This window comes from Hoeflea sp. (genome assembly GCF_039975035.1).
Lineage (GTDB): Bacteria > Pseudomonadota > Alphaproteobacteria > Rhizobiales > Rhizobiaceae > Hoeflea.
Genome location: NZ_JBDWHW010000202.1, coordinates 1 through 17908, shown reverse-complemented (window position 1 = coordinate 17908; position 17908 = coordinate 1). Strand labels below are relative to the sequence as shown.

16 protein-coding genes are annotated in these 17908 nt (G+C 60.9%); 7 read left to right on the top strand and 9 right to left on the bottom strand.

Going from position 1 to position 17908, the window contains the following annotated elements; translation table 11 throughout:
* Positions 1–85 precede the first annotated feature (85 nt).
* From pobA to pcaC, 8 genes are read right to left on the bottom strand one after another with little or no spacing between them, the layout of a single operon-like run.
* Positions 86–1258 carry a 4-hydroxybenzoate 3-monooxygenase gene (gene pobA / locus ABJN75_RS17980; RefSeq protein WP_348441009.1) on the bottom strand — a complete coding sequence of 391 codons (1173 nt, stop codon included), beginning with the start codon at positions 1256–1258 and terminating at the stop codon, positions 86–88.
* Between the two features lie 5 nt (positions 1259–1263).
* Positions 1264–2322: a 3-carboxy-cis,cis-muconate cycloisomerase gene (locus ABJN75_RS17975; protein ID WP_348440955.1), complete on the bottom strand. Its 1059-nt coding sequence runs from the start codon at positions 2320–2322 to the stop codon at positions 1264–1266.
* Position 2323: 1 nt separating this feature from the next.
* Positions 2324–3529, bottom strand: a complete 1206-nt coding sequence (gene pcaF, locus ABJN75_RS17970; protein ID WP_348440954.1) for a 3-oxoadipyl-CoA thiolase — start codon at positions 3527–3529, stop codon at positions 2324–2326.
* Positions 3529–4323, bottom strand: coding sequence for a CoA-transferase subunit beta (locus tag ABJN75_RS17965; RefSeq protein WP_348440953.1), 795 nt, complete (start codon positions 4321–4323; stop codon positions 3529–3531). The genes pcaF and ABJN75_RS17965 overlap by 1 nt, the downstream gene beginning before the upstream one ends.
* Positions 4320–5174 carry a CoA transferase subunit A gene (locus tag ABJN75_RS17960; RefSeq protein WP_348440952.1) on the bottom strand — a complete coding sequence of 285 codons (855 nt, stop codon included), beginning with the start codon at positions 5172–5174 and terminating at the stop codon, positions 4320–4322. The genes ABJN75_RS17965 and ABJN75_RS17960 overlap by 4 nt, the downstream gene beginning before the upstream one ends.
* A gap of 14 nt (positions 5175–5188) precedes the next feature.
* Positions 5189–5797, bottom strand: a complete 609-nt coding sequence (pcaG, locus tag ABJN75_RS17955) for a protocatechuate 3,4-dioxygenase subunit alpha (protein ID WP_348440951.1) — start codon at positions 5795–5797, stop codon at positions 5189–5191.
* 1 nt (position 5798) lies between these two features.
* On the bottom strand, positions 5799–6539 hold the full coding sequence (gene pcaH / locus ABJN75_RS17950) for a protocatechuate 3,4-dioxygenase subunit beta (protein ID WP_348440950.1): 741 nt from the start codon (positions 6537–6539) through the stop codon (positions 5799–5801).
* Positions 6536–6931, bottom strand: coding sequence for a 4-carboxymuconolactone decarboxylase (gene pcaC / locus ABJN75_RS17945; protein WP_348440949.1), 396 nt, complete (start codon positions 6929–6931; stop codon positions 6536–6538). The genes pcaH and pcaC overlap by 4 nt, the downstream gene beginning before the upstream one ends.
* Before the next feature lie 97 nt (positions 6932–7028).
* On the opposite strand from pcaC, the gene pcaQ reads away from it, so the two are divergent.
* The 4 genes from pcaQ (at position 7029) to ABJN75_RS17925 (ending at position 13538) form a co-directional block, all read left to right on the top strand.
* Positions 7029–7946, top strand: a complete 918-nt coding sequence (gene pcaQ / locus ABJN75_RS17940) for a pca operon transcription factor PcaQ (protein WP_348440948.1) — start codon at positions 7029–7031, stop codon at positions 7944–7946.
* 88 nt (positions 7947–8034) lie between these two features.
* Positions 8035–8796: a DeoR/GlpR family DNA-binding transcription regulator gene (locus ABJN75_RS17935; RefSeq protein WP_348440947.1), complete on the top strand. Its 762-nt coding sequence runs from the start codon at positions 8035–8037 to the stop codon at positions 8794–8796.
* Between the two features lie 468 nt (positions 8797–9264).
* Positions 9265–10410 carry an efflux RND transporter periplasmic adaptor subunit gene (locus ABJN75_RS17930; protein WP_348440946.1) on the top strand — a complete coding sequence of 382 codons (1146 nt, stop codon included), beginning with the start codon at positions 9265–9267 and terminating at the stop codon, positions 10408–10410.
* Positions 10407–13538: an efflux RND transporter permease subunit gene (locus tag ABJN75_RS17925; protein ID WP_348440945.1), complete on the top strand. Its 3132-nt coding sequence runs from the start codon at positions 10407–10409 to the stop codon at positions 13536–13538. Before ABJN75_RS17930 ends, ABJN75_RS17925 begins: the two co-directional genes overlap by 4 nt.
* Before the next feature lie 82 nt (positions 13539–13620).
* On the opposite strand, the gene ABJN75_RS17920 is transcribed toward ABJN75_RS17925, so the two are convergent.
* Positions 13621–14592 carry an SLAC1 anion channel family protein gene (locus tag ABJN75_RS17920; protein WP_348440944.1) on the bottom strand — a complete coding sequence of 324 codons (972 nt, stop codon included), beginning with the start codon at positions 14590–14592 and terminating at the stop codon, positions 13621–13623.
* Between the two features lie 469 nt (positions 14593–15061).
* Between ABJN75_RS17920 and ABJN75_RS17915 the strand changes: the two genes are divergently transcribed.
* The 3 genes from ABJN75_RS17915 to ABJN75_RS17905 are packed head-to-tail and all read left to right on the top strand — an operon-like array spanning position 15062 to position 17795.
* Positions 15062–16105, top strand: a complete 1044-nt coding sequence (locus ABJN75_RS17915; RefSeq protein ID WP_348441008.1) for an ABC transporter ATP-binding protein — start codon at positions 15062–15064, stop codon at positions 16103–16105.
* Positions 16102–16998 carry an ABC transporter permease gene (locus ABJN75_RS17910; RefSeq protein ID WP_348440943.1) on the top strand — a complete coding sequence of 299 codons (897 nt, stop codon included), beginning with the start codon at positions 16102–16104 and terminating at the stop codon, positions 16996–16998. Before ABJN75_RS17915 ends, ABJN75_RS17910 begins: the two co-directional genes overlap by 4 nt.
* A complete protein-coding gene (locus tag ABJN75_RS17905) occupies positions 16995–17795 on the top strand; it encodes an ABC transporter permease (RefSeq protein WP_348440942.1) in 801 nt (266 codons plus the stop codon). Before ABJN75_RS17910 ends, ABJN75_RS17905 begins: the two co-directional genes overlap by 4 nt.
* The last annotated feature ends 113 nt before the right edge of the window (positions 17796–17908 follow it).

Here is a 17908-nt window from a genome sequence, read left to right as displayed (position 1 = left end):
CTACCTGCGGCTCGTGGGACAATAATGGAGACAGTATCGTCCGATTCTGCTGAATGCAGGCTGAACAGACTTTCAAAAACCGGCCTCAGTAAGGCAAGCCGACATAGTTTTCCGCAAGCGCCGTCTTGGCGGCTTCGGATCCGAGCGTAAAGGCCAACTCGGTTTCAAGAATGCGCGCCTCGAAAGGCGCCTGGTCGGGAAAGCGATGCAGCATGGTAGTCATCCACCATGAGAACCGGACGGCTTTCCATACCCGGTCGAGCGCGCGCTTTGAGTAAGCCTCAAGCAGTGTGTCATCGTGCTCCAGGAAATGACCGCGCAGCCCCTCAAACAGGTAATGCACGTCGGAAGCTGCCAGATTGAGCCCCTTTGCCCCGGTGGGCGGAACGATGTGTGCGGCATCGCCCACGAGAAAGAGATTGCCGAAGCGCATCGGTTCGGCGACGAAGGATCTCAGAGGCGCGATGGATTTTTCAAATGATGGCCCGGTGGTGACCGCCTCGGCGATCTCGGGCGGCAGCCGGCGGCGCAATTCAGTCCAGAACTGGTTGTCGGACCAGGCTTCAATACTGTCGCCGGCGTTGCACTGGATATAATAGCGGCTGCGGCTCTTCGAGCGCATCGAACAAAGTGCGAAGCCGCGGGAATGACTGGCATAAATCAGTTCGTGGCTGACCGGCGGGACATCGGAAAGGATGCCGAGCCACCCGAAGGGATAGACCTTCTCGAAGGTGCGGATCGCATCCTCGGGCACGGCGCGGCGGCTTGCGCCGTGGAAGCCGTCGCAGCCGGCGATGAAACGGCAGTTGATCCGGACCTCTTGACCATCGATGCGGCAGGTAACATGGGGCTTGTCGCTGTCAAATGCATGGAGTTCGACGGTTTCGACCTCGTACAGAGTGACGCCGCCGGTCTCTGCGCGGCGGTCGACCAGGTCCCGGGTGACTTCGGTCTGGCCATAGACCGTGACGCACTTGCCGCCGGTCAGACCGGAAAGATCGATGCGATGGACGTCGTCTTCGCGGGTGATGGCGAAGCCTTCATGCACAAGCCCTTCGGCGTGCATTCGTCCGCCGATTCCAGCTTGCTCCAGCAAGCCAATGGCGCCTTGTTCAAGCACGCCAGCGCGGACCCGCGACAAGACATGATCTAGGCTGGCGCGTTCGAGGATTATCGTCTCTACGCCGATGTCATTGAGCAATTGCCCCAGCAGCAGGCCCGAAGGTCCGGCGCCGATGATGCAGACTTGCGTGGTCAGAACTTTCATCCCGGCTCTCCCATGCTTTCGATTGATCTGACCAGCGCGGATGCCGCGATCAGACTGGCGCCTGCGGTTTCACACATCTGCGGCAGGATCATCCATTCCAGCATCCATGCCGCCCCGGAGCGCTCCATTTCGTGGATCTGGGACTGATGCATGGCGGACAGGAGTGTGGCGTTGAATCTTGCCAGCGTCACCAGCCGCTCGGCGGTGACCGGGTTTTGCTTGTGCGGCATGGCCGATGACGACCCGCCACCCGACAGCCGAATATCGTTATCGCCCCGCAGCGCCATCAGGGCGATATCCTGGCCGATCTTGCCAAGGGCGCCGGTCAGTTCGGACATCCAGTTGGCGTGGGCGATCATGGGAGCCCGCGACGAATGCCAGCTGTGACCCGGCCAATTGAGACCAAGTTCATCGGCAATGGTTTGGGCAATGATTGCAGCGTTGTTGCCAAGCGCCTGGAGATTGCCGACAGCGCCACCAAATTGCAGGATCCGCGTCCGGCCGGTGAGGTCCTTGAGGCGGGTGCGCAGATCGTCGAGCGGCTGAGCCCAGGCGGTGAGCCGGTCGGATGCCTGAAAGCCAAGCGCGGGCTGCATGCGGGTGATCGCCCGCAGCGGGTTGGCGCCATTGGCAGCGGTGACGCCGGCAAGCAAAGCCAGCAGTTCATCGAGCCTGAGTGCGAGAATGGCGCCGGTTTGCCCCAACGCCTCGATTGCGGCCGTATCGACGAGATCCTGACTGGTTGCTCCGAAATGCAGCAGATCGCTGCCGGGGCCGGAGACCCGGGATCGCAACTGCCGGACATATTCAGGCACCGGCACGCCATCCCTGACGGTGGCCATTTCAATCGCCGCGTGATCGGGCTCGAAAGCCGATATCTGGTCAATCAGAGGCGCAGCATCGCCAGTGTCGACCAATCCGGCCTGGGCAAGGCCCCTGATCAGGGCCTGCTCGAAGCGGGCGAAACTGGCGAACGTGGCTGTATCTGCGAAATGTTCCGCGATCTCGCGATCCCGGAACAGGCCGGATGTCCATCCATGCCCGCCAGCGTCCATCTCAGACCCGCTCGAGCGCGATGGCGATGCCCTGGCCGACGCCAATGCACATGGTGGCCAGCGCCAGTTTCTCGTTACGGATGGCGAGTTCCAGCGCCGCGGTTCCGGTGATGCGGGCGCCGGACATGCCGAGCGGATGGCCCAGCGCAATGGCGCCGCCATTCGGATTGATGTGCTCGGCGTCCTCTGACAGGCCAAGCTGACGCAACACGGCAATGCCCTGGCTGGCAAATGCTTCATTGAGCTCGATCACGCCGAAATCCGATGGCTTGAGACCCAGCCGCGCGCAAAGTTTCTGCGTCGCGGGCGCGGGACCAATGCCCATGATGCGTGGCTCGACACCGGCCGTTGCGCCGCCGAGAATGCGGGCGATGGGGGTCAGGCCGTGCTTTTTCGCTGCGGCTTCGCTGGCGATGATCAGAGCGGCTGCGCCGTCGTTGACGCCCGAGGCGTTGCCGGCTGTGACGCTGCCTCCGGCACGGAACGGAGTCGGCAGTTTTGCCAATTGCTCGGGCGTGGTTTCGGGGCGGGGATGCTCGTCGGCATCAACGACAATCGGGTCGCCCTTGCGGCGCGGGATTTCCACCGGAGTGATTTCCCGGGCAAACCGGCCCGATGCCTGTGCCGCGCCTGCACGCCCCTGGCTGCGCAGTGCGAAAGCATCCTGATCGGCGCGGCTGATGCCGAAGTCCTCGGCGACATTCTCGCCGGTTTCGGGCATGGAATCGATGCCATACTGGGCTTTCATCACCGGATTGACGAAGCGCCAGCCGATGGTGGTGTCGTATATCTCCGCCTTGCGCGAGAAAGCGCTGTCCGCCTTGGGCATGACGAACGGTGCGCGCGACATGCTTTCGACGCCGCCGGCGATCACCAGACCGGCTTCACCGGAGCGGATCATGCGGGCCGCAGCCAGGACTGCATCCATTCCGGAGCCGCAGAGGCGGTTGAGTGTCGTGCCGGGCACTGTGACCGGAAGGCCTGCAAGCAGGGTTGCCATCCGGGCGACGTTGCGGTTGTCTTCGCCGGCCTGGTTGGCGCAGCCGTAATATACCTCGTCGACTTCAGCCCAGTCGACACCTGTGTTGCGATCGGTAAGTGCGCGCAGCGGAATTGCGCCGAGGTCATCGGCGCGGACGTTCGCCAGGGCGCCGCCAAAACGGCCAATCGGGGTGCGGATGTAATCGCAAATGAATGCTTCGGCCATCAGGCGGTTTCTCCGTTTTTATCGCCGGAATGAGCGGCTTTGGTGCGGGCGTTGAGATCGCGCAATGTGTCGATCTCGATCTCGGTCGGGCTCGGGGTCTTATCAAGGCTGTCGGCGAACCGGACAGTCCAGCCGCATTCGGCCTGAACCATCTCGCGGCTGACGCCAGGGTGCAGTGAGACCACCGTGAACTCGCGTGTTACAGGATCAGGTCTCCACACGGCAAGGTCTGTAACCATCAGGGTCGGCCCCTTTGTGGTAATTCCCAGCCGGGCGCGGTGATCACCGCATTCTCCGTGACCGAAGCTGGTGAAGAAATCGATTTTTTCCACCATGGCGCGCTTCGACTGCTTGAGCGTGATGAAGATCTCGCCGCAGGACGAGGCGATTTCCGGTGCGCCGCCACCGCCGGGCAGGCGGGTCTTGGGATGATGGTAATCGCCGATCACGGTGGTGTTGATGTTGCCGAACCGGTCGATCTGGGCGGCGCCGAGGAAACCGACGGTGACCCGTCCGCCCTGCAGCCAGTAGCGGAACATCTCGGGCACCGAGACAGTGGTGACCGCCGTGTCGCAGAGTTCGCCGTCACCGATCGACAGGGGCAGCACTGAGGGTGCGGTGCCGATGGTGCCGCTTTCATAAATCAGGGTCACATCGGGCGCATGGGTGAGGCGGGCGATGTTGCAGGCAGCCGAGGGTGCGCCGATGCCGACAAAGCAGACATCGGTGTTCTTCAGCGCCCGGGCAGCGGCGATGGTCATCATCTCGGTGGGGGTGAAATCCGTCTGGCTCATGCCGCGCTCCTCAGATGGCCGATCCGTCCGGCAAAATCCTCGGGCCTGGCATCGAGCACATTGTCTTTCATCCAGGCAAGGAAGCCGTCACGGTCGCTGGCGATCTTGTCCCAGGCGATATAGCTGGCGTTGTCGCGAGGGTAATAGCCATGCGCATAGGATGGATGCGCGCCTCCCGGGACCAGGCAGATGGCGCTGACGGTCCATCCGGGCAGAACGCAGGCATTGGGGTGGGCGGACAGATCGTCGACGATCTCCTCGACAGTGACCACAGAACGCCTGGCTGCCAGCACTGCTTCCTTCTGGACGCCGACGATACCCTCGATCAGGATATTGCCGTTGCGATCGGCTTTCTGGGCGTGGATGAAGGTGACGTCCGGGCGGATTGCCGGGACTGCCGCCAGCTCCTCGCCGGTGAACGGGCAGGTTACCGATTTGATATTGGGATTGACCCGGGCGAGTTCTGCGCCCTTGTATCCGCGCAGCACGGCGAAAGGCAGTCCCGCCGCGCCGGCCTCATAGGCGTTGGCCATGGCGGCGTGGGAATGCTCCTCGATCTCGATCGGCTGCGGCCAGCCGTTTTCGACGGCATCGCGCAAACGTCTGAGCAACCCGACGCCGGGATTGCCGGCATAGGAGAAAACCAGCTTGCGAACCGCGCCCATGCCGATCATCTGGTCGTAGACGAGATCGGGCGTCATCCGTATCAGGGTGAGATCCTTGACGCCTTGGCGGATCGCCTCGTGCGCGCTGGCATGGGGGATCAGGTGAGTGAAGCCTTCAAATGCGGCAACGTCGCCGGAGTTGAGATTTTGCGCCACCGCTTCCGGCAACGTCATGAATTGAGCCATGGGCGGTCTTGTCCTCAGATATCGAAGAATACGGTTTCCTGCGGGCCTTGCAGGTAAATGTCATGGGTGTAGACGCCGCTGCCGCCTTTGGCGACGAGTGTCGTCACCCGGTCGCGGTGCTCGATGCGTCCCAGAACCGGGTCGTCCGCGTTGGCTTCCACCTCGTCCTCGAAATAGATCCGGGTGTTTAGCCCCAGATTGATGCCGCGGGCGACGATCCAGATATTGATGTGGGGTGCCTGCAACCGGCCGTCGGGAAAGCGCACGCGGCCCGGCTTGATCGTGTCGAAACGGAAAACGCCGGTTTCTGCATCGGCGGGGCAGCGTCCCCAGCCCGAAAACTCCGGTTCGCCCCTGCTTCTGTAGTGCCCGTCCGCGTCGGCCTGCCAGATTTCCACCAGCGCGTCCTTGATCAGGTTTCCGCCGCCATCGATGACCCTGCCTTCCAGTGTGATCCGTTCACCCTTGGTCTTGTCATTGACCATGGCGATACCGAGGTCGGTTTCATAGACGCCCTGTATGCCGCAAAAATTGGGGGTCAGGCCGATATGGACGTAAGGGCCGGCGGTCTGCGACGGCGATTCCCTGAAAGGATAGAGCGGGGTGTCTGTCGGTCCGGACATGTCAGTTTCCCTCCGGTCTGTTTTCAAACAGTGTCGAGCGGCTGCCACGAAGGATGATGTCGAAGCGGTAGGCCAGCGCATCCATGGGCGCGCTTGCGCTCATGTCGAGCCGTGCGGTCAGCTGCGCGATTGCCTTCGGGTCGTTAATCGTGCGCACGATCGGGCAACGCGGGATCAGCGGGTCGCCTTCGAAATACATCTGGGTGATCAGCCGCTGGGCGAAACCATGGCCAAACACCGAAAAATGGATATGCGCTGGCCGCCAGTCATTCGGGCCGTTCGGCCAGGGGTAGGGACCGGGCCGGATGGTGCGGAAGGCATAGGCCCCGTCATCGCCGGAGACGGTGCGTCCGCAGCCGCCGAAATTGGGGTCCAGTGGCGCCAGGTATCCATCCTTCTTGTGGCGGTAGCGGCCACCGGCATTGGCTTGCCAAAACTCGATCAGCACACCTGGAACCGGCTGGCCACGCTCATCAAGCACACGGCCCTGCACAATGACGCGCTCTCCGATGGCGCTCATGCCGGATTGGGCGAAATTCAGCACCAGATCATTGTCGAGCGGGCCGATCATATTGTGGCCGAAGGCCGGGCCTGTGGTTTCCGACAACGAGTTGCCGAACGCCACCAGCGGGCGGGATGGGGATCGCAGGACCGAGGTCTTGTAGTCTGGCGTATAAGCCTTGGGATGCCAGTTGCGGTCCCGGGGGAAGAAATTGGCGATGGGCGCCTGGTTGGATTTCACGATTTGGTCCCTCCCTGCGTGGCATTCATCTCGGCCAGCGTGCTCTTGGCAATACGGATGGCGGTGTTGGCGGCGGGGACCCCGGCATAGATCGCCACGTGCAAAAGAGCCTCGCGAATGTCGCTCTCGCTGGCACCGGTGTTGGCGGTGGCGCGCACATGCATGGCGAGTTCTTCTTCATGACCGAGTGCGGCCAGCAACGCGATTGTCACCATCGAACGTTCGCGATGGCTCCATTCGGGGCGCGACCAGACCCGTTGCCACGCGCTGGCAGTGATCAAATCCTGGAATGGTGCGTCAAAATCAGTGGTTCTGGCGATCGCTGTGTCGACATGGGCATCGCCCAATATGGCGCGACGCGTTCGTTCGCCTTCGGACTTCGTGCTGGCCATCTGGTTCTCCCGGTCTTCCGTTCGTCCAATTCTACTTTACATAGTGGAATGGAAATGAATAATCACTTTTTGGCCTCTTAATCATACCGGAAATGATATGGAAATATCTCGACGCATCAAGATCCGGCATCTGGAAGCCTTTATCGAAGTGGCGCGGCAGAAGAGCGTCGGCCGTGCGGCGATCACTCTGTCCCTGACCCAGCCGGCGGTGACACGGACAATCCGCGAGCTCGAGCAGATTGTCGGGGCGGCGCTGATCGAACGCGACGGTCGGGGCATCCGGCTGTCGCATCAGGGGGAGGTGTTCCTGTCCCATGCCGGATCCGGACTTGCCGCCGTGCGTGACGGGATCGCGGCCCTGGCCAATATCGGCACCATCGCCGGCCCACCGGTGCGCATTGGCGCCTTGCCGACCGTATCGGCGACAATCATGCCGGGCGCGGTCGCCGAATTCATGGCCTCGGGTCTGAAGAGCCCGCTGCGGGTGATTACCGGAGAGAACCGCGTGTTGCTCGATCAGCTGCGCAAGGGCGATCTTGATCTGGTGATGGGCCGAATGCCGGCGCCGGAAAACATGGCCAGCCTCAGGTTCGAACCGCTTTACAGGGACCGCGTGGTTTTTGTTGTCTCCAGGAGCCATCCGCTGGCGGGGCAGCGCCAGGTCACAGCCGATATCCTGGCGCGGTATCCGGCGCTGGTGCCGCCCGCTGGATCAATCATCCACCCGTTCGTCGAGCGCCTGATCCTGGAACAGGGCATGGCCCGTCCGGCGAAAGCCATCGAGACGGTTTCGGACAGTTTCGGGCGGGCATTCCTGCGGTCGAGCGACGCGATCTGGATTATTTCGCGCGGTGTCGTCGCAGCCGAGATTGATTCGGGTGAATTTGTCGAGCTGCCGATCGATACCGTTTCGACCATGGGCGCGGTGGGCCTGATTACCCGGGACGCGGACCGCCCGCATGACGCGGCCGTTTTTTTCGCCGACATCCTGAGGCGCCGCACCGCCCGGAGTTGAGTTGGCTGCCTTGAACAGGCGCATTTTGATTTTCGTTTCTTTCGTTTTAGACTGACTGCGAAATCAACTCTTCCGGATCGCTCGCGCCATGTACCTCGCCCCCCGTCATTCCGAGATCGTCGAACTCGCCAAGACCGAAGGGCGGGTTCTGGTCGATGATCTGGCGACGCGATTTGCGGTGACGCCCCAGACAATCCGCAAGGATCTCAATGATCTGTGCGAACGGCAACTGCTGATGCGCATTCATGGCGGAGCCATCGTCCCCTCCGGCACCCAGAACATGGAGTATGCCCAGCGCGGCAAGATCGCGGCGGAGGAAAAAAGCGGCATCGGCGTTGCCGCCGCCGCGTTGATCCCGGACAATGCGTCGCTTTTCATCAATATCGGCACCACCACCGAAGCGGTCAGCCAGGCTTTGCTGCGGCATGGACAGCTGATGATCATCACCAACAACATCAACGTCGCCAACAGGATGCGGCCCTATGCGCAGTTCGAAGTGGTGATTGCCGGTGGCGTCGTGCGTGCATCCGACGGGGGTATTGTCGGTGAAGCGGCGGTTGATTTCATCCGCCAGTTCAAGGTCGATTACGCCGTGATCGGCGCGTCGGCGATTGATCACGACGGCGCGCTGCTCGATTATGATTTCCGCGAGGTCAAGGTGGCCCAGGCCATCATCGCCAATGCCCGTCACGTGATCCTTGTTGCCGATTCGACCAAATTCGAGCGCACAGCGCCGGTTCGCATCGGACATCTCGAACAGGTTGACACCTTTGTCACCGATCAGTGCCCCGATGAAGGTATACGCGGCATTTGCCGCGATTGTGATGTGGAACTGATAGAAACAATGTAGTCCGGGCGAGGCTCGGCGCATTGGGTTTACGCGGCGCCGTCAGCCCGGCGAACGGATATTGCGCGCCTTTTCACCGGCGACACCGAGCCGCTCGCCAACAGCATCGGGGACCGGCATGCCTGAGTTCGCATGAGAACTGAAGACGCAGGCCATTGCCGCCAAGAGGATAAACAGCTGGCTGGAACCCTGCTTCGATGGTCTGATGTTGAATATACTCTGGATACGCCAGATGAATGATAAAATTACATCAATAGAACAATATTTGTTGCAATGAAGCCACCTGTGGCGATGAGTTTAAGACCCAATCAACGGAAAATGCGGTGATTCTGCTTTTTCATGCCAATGTTGCCGCTATATAGGCCGGGTCGCGCAAACGCGGTCGTGGACGTGCATGCATTGTCATGCGCCTGTCGCGCGTAATGGATTTATCCGCGCCTCAGGGCGAAGTTTTTTGAGAGCAGGTTCAACATGGCTATGCCAAGGTTTCACACGGTTGCCGCGTTTGTCGTGCTGGCTGTATCAGCCGCCTGGGTGGCGACAGGTGAGTTTTCCTCGATCGGGAGTGCGGCACAGGACAATTCGGACCAGGCGCATAAAACCGAACAGGCTGATGCCCCGCAGCAAAAACTGCTGCGCACGGTTGCGGTGATGCAGCCCGATTTCATCCAGCACAACCGCATTATACGCGTCTCCGGAGTGACAGCGCCGGACAAGCGTACGACCCTTGCCACAAGGAACGCGGGAATACTGGGTGAACTCAAGGTCGAAAAGGGCGATACCGTTCAGGTGGGCGACGTTGTTCTGGTGCTTGATGGCGCGGAAAAGCAATCCATGGTGAATACAGCCAGGGTATTGCTGGATCAGCGTCAGAAAGAAGCCGAGAATGTCGAGCGGCTGGTCAAGGAGGGCATTACGCCCTCCACCCAAATCGACAGCGCTCGCTCGGCACTGGCTTCGGCGCGCTCGCAACTTGAGGCGGCGCAGGCAGATGTTGACCGTTTGACGGTCGTTGCGCCGTTCTCCGGCGTGATCGACAAGGTGATGGTGGAGGAAGGAAGCTGGCTTCCTTCGGGCGAAGCGGTGGCCGTGCTCCTGCAGCTAGATCCGGTGGTCGCACTGGGTGAGGTCAGCGAACGCGAAATCGCCCATGTCAAAGTTGGCAGCGAAGCCGATGTGCGGCTGATCAGCGGCGAAATTGTTTCCGGCAAGGTTCGTCATATCAGTCTTGAAGCGACAGCCGGCACCCGTACCTATCCGATCGAGGTGGCCATCGCAAACCCGGACAACCTGATTCCCGCCGGCATGACGGCCGAGATCATGATCAAGTCGGCGGCGGTTACCGCCGTCAGACTGCCGCGCTCGGTGGTTACACTCGACGCTGCCGGCAATCTTGGTCTGCGGATCCTCAATGCTGATTCCACGGTCGGATTTGTGCCGATCGATCTGATCGACGATTCGCCAGAAGGACTGGTTCTGAGCGGAATCCCGCTTGACGCCAAGATTATCGTCGCCGGTCAGGATCTGGTGAGCGAGGGCGACAAGGTCAAGGCCGTGCCCGCCGACGCGACCCTGATCAGCGGAGCGACCGTCAAGCGGGCGGAGCAACCAGAATGAATTTTGTTGATGTCGCCATCCGCAATGCCCGGCTGACACTCGCGGTGCTGCTGTTTCTGGTCATCGCCGGGTCGATGGCCTATGTCTCGATCCCCAAGGAAGCCGAGCCGGACGTCCAGATCCCGATTATCTATGTCAGCATGACATATTCGGGTATTTCGCCCGAGGATTCGGAACGGCTGCTGCTTCGTCCCGTGGAAACCCGGCTGAAAAACGTCACCGGCATCAAGGAAATGCGTTCCACCGCCTATCAGGGCGGCGGCAATGTGGTGATCGAATTCATGGCCGGCGCTGACCTCGCCAAGGCGCTTGATGACGTGCGCAACAAGGTGTCCGACGCCAAGCCGGATCTGCCGCAGGGCGCCGAGGAGCCGACCGTCAACGAGGTCAATATTTCGGAGTTTCCTGTTCTTGTGGTAACGCTGGCGGGAGATGTGCCCGAACGCGCGCTGACCCGTGCGGCGCGCGAACTGCGTGACCGGATCGAGGAAGTCAACGGCGTGCTCGACGCCTCGTTGCAGGGCGCGCGCGACGATCTGGTCGAGGTGATCATCGATCCGGTCAAGCTTTCGTCCTACGGCATGCAGCTTGATCAGTTGATCGCAGGTGTCAATGCGTCCAACTCGGTGGTGGCGGCCGGTGCGCTCGAAGGTGACGAGGGTCGCTATGCGGTCAAGGTGCCACTGCTGATCGAAACGGTCGAGGATGTCGCCAATCTGCCGATCATCGCCGGCTCCAACGCGGTGGTGCGGGCGCGTGATCTGGCGACCATCCGCTCGACCTTCAAGGACGCCGAAACAGTGACCCGGCTGGATGGCAAGCCGGCGATCGCCATCGAGGTGTCCAAGCGCACCGGCGCCAACCTGATCGAGACCGTGGATGCGGTCAAGGTGGTGGCAAACGAGTTCAAGGCGTTGCTGCCGCAAGGTGCCGAAATCGGCTTCAGTCAGGATAAATCCACCTCGATCAGGCAATTGCTGGGCGATCTTCAGAACTCGGTTCTGACTGCGGTGATCCTGGTGTTCATCGTGATCCTTTATGCGCTTTCCGGTCGTGCCTCACTGTTGATCGGCTTTGCCATTCCGGCGTCGTTCCTGATGGGTATTCTGGCGCTGTCGCTGGCCGGGTTGACGGTCAATATCGTGGTGCTGTTCAGCCTCATCCTGGCGGTGGGGATGCTGGTCGATGACGCCATCATCGTGACCGAATTCGCCGAGCGGCGAATGACCGAAGGCATGGACAGGAGAGATGCCTTCTCGCTGGCTGCCAAGAGGATGGCAGGCCCGGTGATCGCTGCGACGCTGACCCGGGTGGCTGCGTTTTCGCCGCTTTTGTTCTGGCCCGGCGTGGTCGGCGAGTTCATGAAATACATGCCGATCACGCTGATTGCGACGCTAAGCGCATCGCTGCTCTACGCGTTGGTCTTCACGCCGACACTGGGAGCAATGTTTGCCAAGCCGACGGTTGAGGATGGCCCCAAGCGCGACGGGCTCTACATGCGGTTTGTCGCCCGCGCCGTGCGGCATCCGTTCATTGTTGTGTTTTTCACGCTTGCGGCGTTGGTGGCGGTTCCCGCGACCTACGCTTTCTACGGCAAGGGTGTGGAATTCTTCCCCAATGTCGAACCCGACTACGGGCTGTTGTATGTGCACGCCCGCGGCAATCTCTCGCTTGAGGAAAAGGATGCGGCGGTGCGTGAGGTCGAGCAGAGAATCCTCGGCTGGCCGGGGCTGACCAGCGTTTACACCCGCGTCGGCAAGGTTGGCGGTGGTGGCAACAATGTTGCGGAGGATGTGGTCGGCGTCATCCAGTACGAGTTCGTCGACTGGCGGGAGCGCAAGCCGGCGGGCGAAATTCTTGATGACTTCCGCCGTGAACTGACCGGTTTTCCCGGCGTTGATATCGAGGTGCAGGTCCCCGAAGGCGGTCCTCCGACGGGCAAGGCGATCCAGATTCAGCTCTCCGCCGTTGATCCGGCAGGATTGCCCGAAGTGGCGCGCAAGGTGGCGGCGCAACTGGAAGCGACGCCGGGGGTTATCGACATATCCGACGGTCTGCCGCCACCCGGCGTTGATTGGGAAATCAAGGTCGACCGCTCCGTGGCGGCGCGCTACGGCATCGGTCCTTCCGCTGTCGGAACCGTGGTGCAACTGGTGACCACCGGCTTGAAACTGACCGATTACCGTCCGGCGGGCGCCGACGACGCCGTTGATATCAGGCTCAGGCTGCCTGAAGACCGGCGGACGCTGTCGACGCTGGATGATCTCAGAATCGAGACCAGCCAGGGTTCGGTACCGATCTCCAACTTCGTCACCCGCGAACCCGCAGCCAGCGTGGGCACACTCACCCGTATCGACGGTGTGCGCACCATTACCGTGGAAGCCGGGATCAGCGAAGGCATCCAGGCAGACCCGTTGCGGCAGGGGATCGTTGCCGAACTGGAGAAGGCGGATCTCAATTCGCTCGGCATCCGCTGGAAACTGGCGGGTGAGGACGAAGAACAGAAGGCCGCCGGCGCGTTTCTCAGCAAGGCATTCGGCGCGGCGATATTCCTGATCTTTATTGTGCTTCTGGCTCAGTTCAACAAATTTCTGTCGGTGGCGCTGGTGCTGTCGGCGGTGGTGATGTCGACCATCGGGGTGTTCCTGGGCCTGTTGATCATGGGGCAGCCGCTCGGCATCGTGATGACCGGTATCGGCATCATCGCGCTGGCCGGCGTCGTGGTGAACAACAACATCGTGCTGATCGACACCTACGACCATCTGCGGCGCGAGGGCGTCGACAAGCTCGATGCCATCCTGGAGACCTGCCGCGAGCGCGCGCGGCCTGTGGTGCTGACCGCCGTTACCGCAATCCTTGGCGTGTTGCCGATCGCGTTTGGCTTCAATCTCGAAATCATGGCGCATGAAACAACCTATGGCGCGCCGTCGACACAGTGGTGGGTCTCGCTGTCGAGCGCGATCGTGTTCGGTTTGGCGTTCTCAACCGTTCTCACCCTTGTGGTGACGCCGTCGCTGCTGATGATCGTCACACGGTCGAAGGACAGCAAGATCACCGCCTGGTGGCGGAGGATGAAGGCGCGCGTCGGACTTGGCGGCAAACCGGACGCTGCTGCAGCAACAACGTAAACGGCCGAGTAGGCGGTTTTCAGGAACGGTCGTTACGATTCGGAAGCGCTCGGTCTGGGAAGATCGGGCGCTTCATGGTGCTCTATTCCGAACGGCATATCTGTTTGGCCCGGATGGCCTGTGCCGTACGCACCCCAAGGGTGGCAACCGCAAAGGCCAAAATCACCGTCAGCCCAAAGCCGATGACCCTGTGAGTTTGAGATCCGGTTTCGTAAGCGAAGACGAAGGAGGCGACCGAAAGGGCAGCCACCGGAAAGGTCAGCGCCCACCAGGACAGGGCGAACGGCAACCGGAAGAACCGCAGGCCCTGGGTCAGCACGATCAGCGCGAAGACGTAGCCGATATTGATCAGGATACGGGCGAAGGCGTCGATGTCGCCGGTCAGCCGAACCCAGGCGACAAAGGCCACCGCCGGCGGCGCGATCAGGATCACCAGCGTGGGCATCAGCCGCGAGGGCAGCGGTTCATGGAAAATCAGCCGCTTCCTCACCAGGGTGAGCAACACGATCCAGAACAGAAGCCCGGCTGCGAAGAACAACCAGGACAGCTCAACCGCGCCGAACTGAACACCGGCCAGCGGTACCACCACATTGCCCACCGCCGGAATGAACCAGGCCGGCGACAGGTGGATTGGCGTGAAAGACCGGTGGCCGATCCAGTTGGCGACAACGCTAAGCGCCAGGATGGCCTGGGCTGCGACACCAACGCTCCACACAACAAATGCAAGGTCGGGCATCCGGGGAGCGAGGGCGGTTCCGAGCAGCAGCAACGATATCGAAATTGTCGGGAAAAACGCGATCCGCACCGGATGATCCCATTCGGCTTTCACCGCCAACGGGTGTCGCAGGAGTTTGAGGCCGTAGAAAAACCCCAGAACCGCGAAGACCGCGACCGACGCGCCAAGAACTAACTGCGATGCGGCGTCCGATGCACCAGCGGCTTTTTCGGCTGCAGTCAGCGACAACACGAGTCCCAGCAAGCCCATCATCACGGCAAAAAACGTAACGGGGAAATTTTCAAGCCGGTCCGGCTCAGTAACGGACATGTCAACCATGGTTCAAACGGCTCCCTAATTCCAGCGTCGTCAAGGACTTGCCCGACGCAATATAAGCAGTCATTGATATAAATCAAATGGCCGTCGAGGATTTTCTCAATAGCTTGATCCCAAACCGGAATCATCGCCGCGCAAGTGGGTCACCACGCAACAATGGACGGCCTCCAGGGGTGCGGAAACGGCTGGCGGTTCAGCGCGGGGAAAGTGCCTTTGTCGGCGGAAGTCGGGCCTTTAACTTGACATCCCGACCTAATTGCTGAACGATCATTCAATATCTTCTTGCCTGAAAAATGGTGAAAATGGCTTATTCTCAAGGCTTTGGAGCCACCGGTGAGCGTGTCGCACGGTAGGCCTTGACAAAATGCCGAGATTTCAAGGAGCGCCATTGAGCACCTCAAAGCCATCATCCAATCAAGACCCCTCGTTAGCGCAGGATCATTGCGCGGTTTCAGTCAGATCCTTGAGCAAGGTGTTTGGCTCGGGGGCAAACGCCTTCCGGGCGCTGGACGATGTGTCGGTGGATATCAGGAAGAACGAGTTTTTCACCCTGCTCGGACCCTCTGGCTGCGGGAAGACCACCCTGCTGCGGCTGATTGCAGGGTTTGAGCATCCCACTTCCGGCGAGGTTCTGCTCGACGGAATGGATCTTTCGGCAAAGCCTCCCTATCAGCGCCCGGTCAATACGGTTTTTCAGAACTACGCGCTGTTTCCGCACATGACGGTGGCTCAGAACATCTCATTCGGGCTTGAGATGCTTGGCCGTCCAAAAAACGAGATCGAAGCCGTGACCGGCGAGATGCTTCGGCTGGTGAGGCTTGAGGCGATGGCCGATCGGCGGATTACCCAGATTTCGGGTGGTCAGCAGCAACGCGTGGCACTGGCCCGCGCGCTGGCGCCGCAGCCCAAGGTGCTGCTGCTTGACGAACCGCTGTCAGCGCTTGACCTGCAATTGCGCAAGGAAATGCAGCTGGAGCTCAAGCGACTGCAGACCGACACCGGAATTACCTTTGTGTTCGTCACCCACGATCAGGACGAGGCGCTGACCATGTCGGACCGGATCGCGGTGATGAATCGCGGAGAGATCCTGCAGATCGGATCGCCGCGCGATATCTACGACAAGCCGCGGCACCGGTTCGTCGCGGGCTTCATCGGCGAAATCAACCTGCTGCCGGTCGAAGCGATGGGCGGGCACGACTACGCAATCGCCGGTGTCGGCACCCTGCGGTCCGATGAAGCAAGGGCCGTGCAAAAGGGCGACCGTGCCATACTTGCGATCCGGCCGGAACGCATCGCGCTTTCGGCGTCCTCCGCAGGCAAATTGCCCGGCGTTGTCACCAATGTAGTGTATCACGGCACGGACACGATTTTTTATCTCAAGCTGGCCGACGGGCTGGAAATGCGAGCCCGTTCGCAGAACAATACGGCCCAGATTCAGTCCTTCGCCAAGGGCGATCATGTCGGCTGGTCGGTCGATGCCGCCTCGGTCTCTGTTCTGGTCGATGAACCGTCATGACCCGGTCAGGCAAGACCACCCTGTTTCGCGCCCTGCTGATCGGGCCGGCGCTGCTGGCGATCACCGTCTTCATGATCATTCCGCTTGGACTGATGGCCTACATCTCGTTTCGCGGGCGCGATTATTCCGGCGGTGTGCTGTGGGACCAATTCACTGCGGCGGCCTATGTCAGGCTCTTCTTCGAAAGCGAGCTTGATGGCACGCTGGTGCTGAACTTCAACTACATGTTCATCATCCTGCGCTCGGTCTGGCTGTCGTTTTTGACCATGGTGATTTCGCTGGCTGTCGGGTTGCCGGTGGCGATGTTCATGGCGACCCGCGACCGCAAATGGAAGGCGGTTCTGGTGTTCATGGTGACGTTGCCGTTCTGGACCAATCTGCTGGTTCGCAACTACGCCTGGATCCTGCTGCTGCGTGATCATGGCACGATCAATTCCGTGTTGTTGTGGCTCGGAATCATTTCCGAGCCGCTGCCGCTGCTGCACAATGCGTTTGCGGTCGCGGTGGGGCTGACCTATTCGTTCCTGCCGTTCATGGTGCTGCCGATCTATTCAAGCCTTGAGAAAATGGATTTCCGGCTGGTCGAGGCTTCGTTCGATCTTTACGCCAACCGCTGGCAGACGATCCGGCGGATCATTCTGCCCTTGGCCTACCCGGGTATTGTCGCCGGCTGCGTGCTGGTGTTTGTGCCCGCGCTCGGCGCCTACATCACGCCCGAACTGCTGGGCGGCGGCAAGACGATGATGATCGGCAACCTGATCGGGTTTCAGTTCGGCGGTGCGCGCAACTGGCCGTTCGGGGCGGCGCTTGGCCTGTTCCTGCTGGCGCTGGTGCTGATCTCGCTGGGGCTTTACGCCCGGCGCTATCGCGGTGAACTGGAGGGATCGCAATGAAGCTCAATCCATTCCGCAGCCGCGCTTTTCCCGGTGACGCGCGGCACTGGCCGGGGCTGTTTACCGCCACCGCGGCGTTTTTTGCCTATGTGTATCTGCCGATCCTGATCCTGATCGCGTTGTCGTTCAACGAGAACCGGACGGTCACGGTGTGGACCGGGTTCTCGCTTGACTGGTACCGCGTCGCATTCGCAAATCGCGACATCGTTGCCGCTGCAACCAATTCATTGATCATCGCCTCTGTTGCCTCGGTGAGTGCGACGACGCTGGCGACGCTGGCGGCGCTGAGGATGGCGAGCAATGACCGGTTCCTCGGCAAGGCCGGCATCAACGCGGTTTTCGCGCTGCCGATCACGGTCCCCGAGATCGTGCCGGCGGTCGCAACCCTGATGTTCTTTGCGAGCCTGGGTTTCACCTTCGGGCTCGGCACCGTGATTATCGGGCATATCGTGTTTTGCATTCCTTTCGCCTATCTGCCGATCCGCGCGCGGCTGGAAGGCATGGACCCGAAAATCGGCGAGGCGGCTGCGGATCTGTATGCAAACCCGATTCGGGCGTTCTGGCGTGTGACGCTGCCGCAGCTTGTTCCGGGAATCCTTTCGGGGCTTGTGCTGGCCTTCATCATATCGCTTGATGATTTCGTCACCACATTTTTTCTCGGTGGTGCGGGTTCGACCACATTGCCGATCTACATCTTCGGTTTGGTGAGAACCGGCGTCACACCGGAGGTCAACGCGATCTCCTCGCTGATGCTGCTGTTGTCGCTCTCTTTAGAGTCCCCGTTAGGGGATCCGTAAACCCCTCGCCTTTAGGCGACGGGATGCAGTAGCATCCTTGGATGCAATTCAACAAACGTGGGAGCCATACTGTTTGGGACTGCAAGTACCATTTGGTTTGGACGACGAAGTAC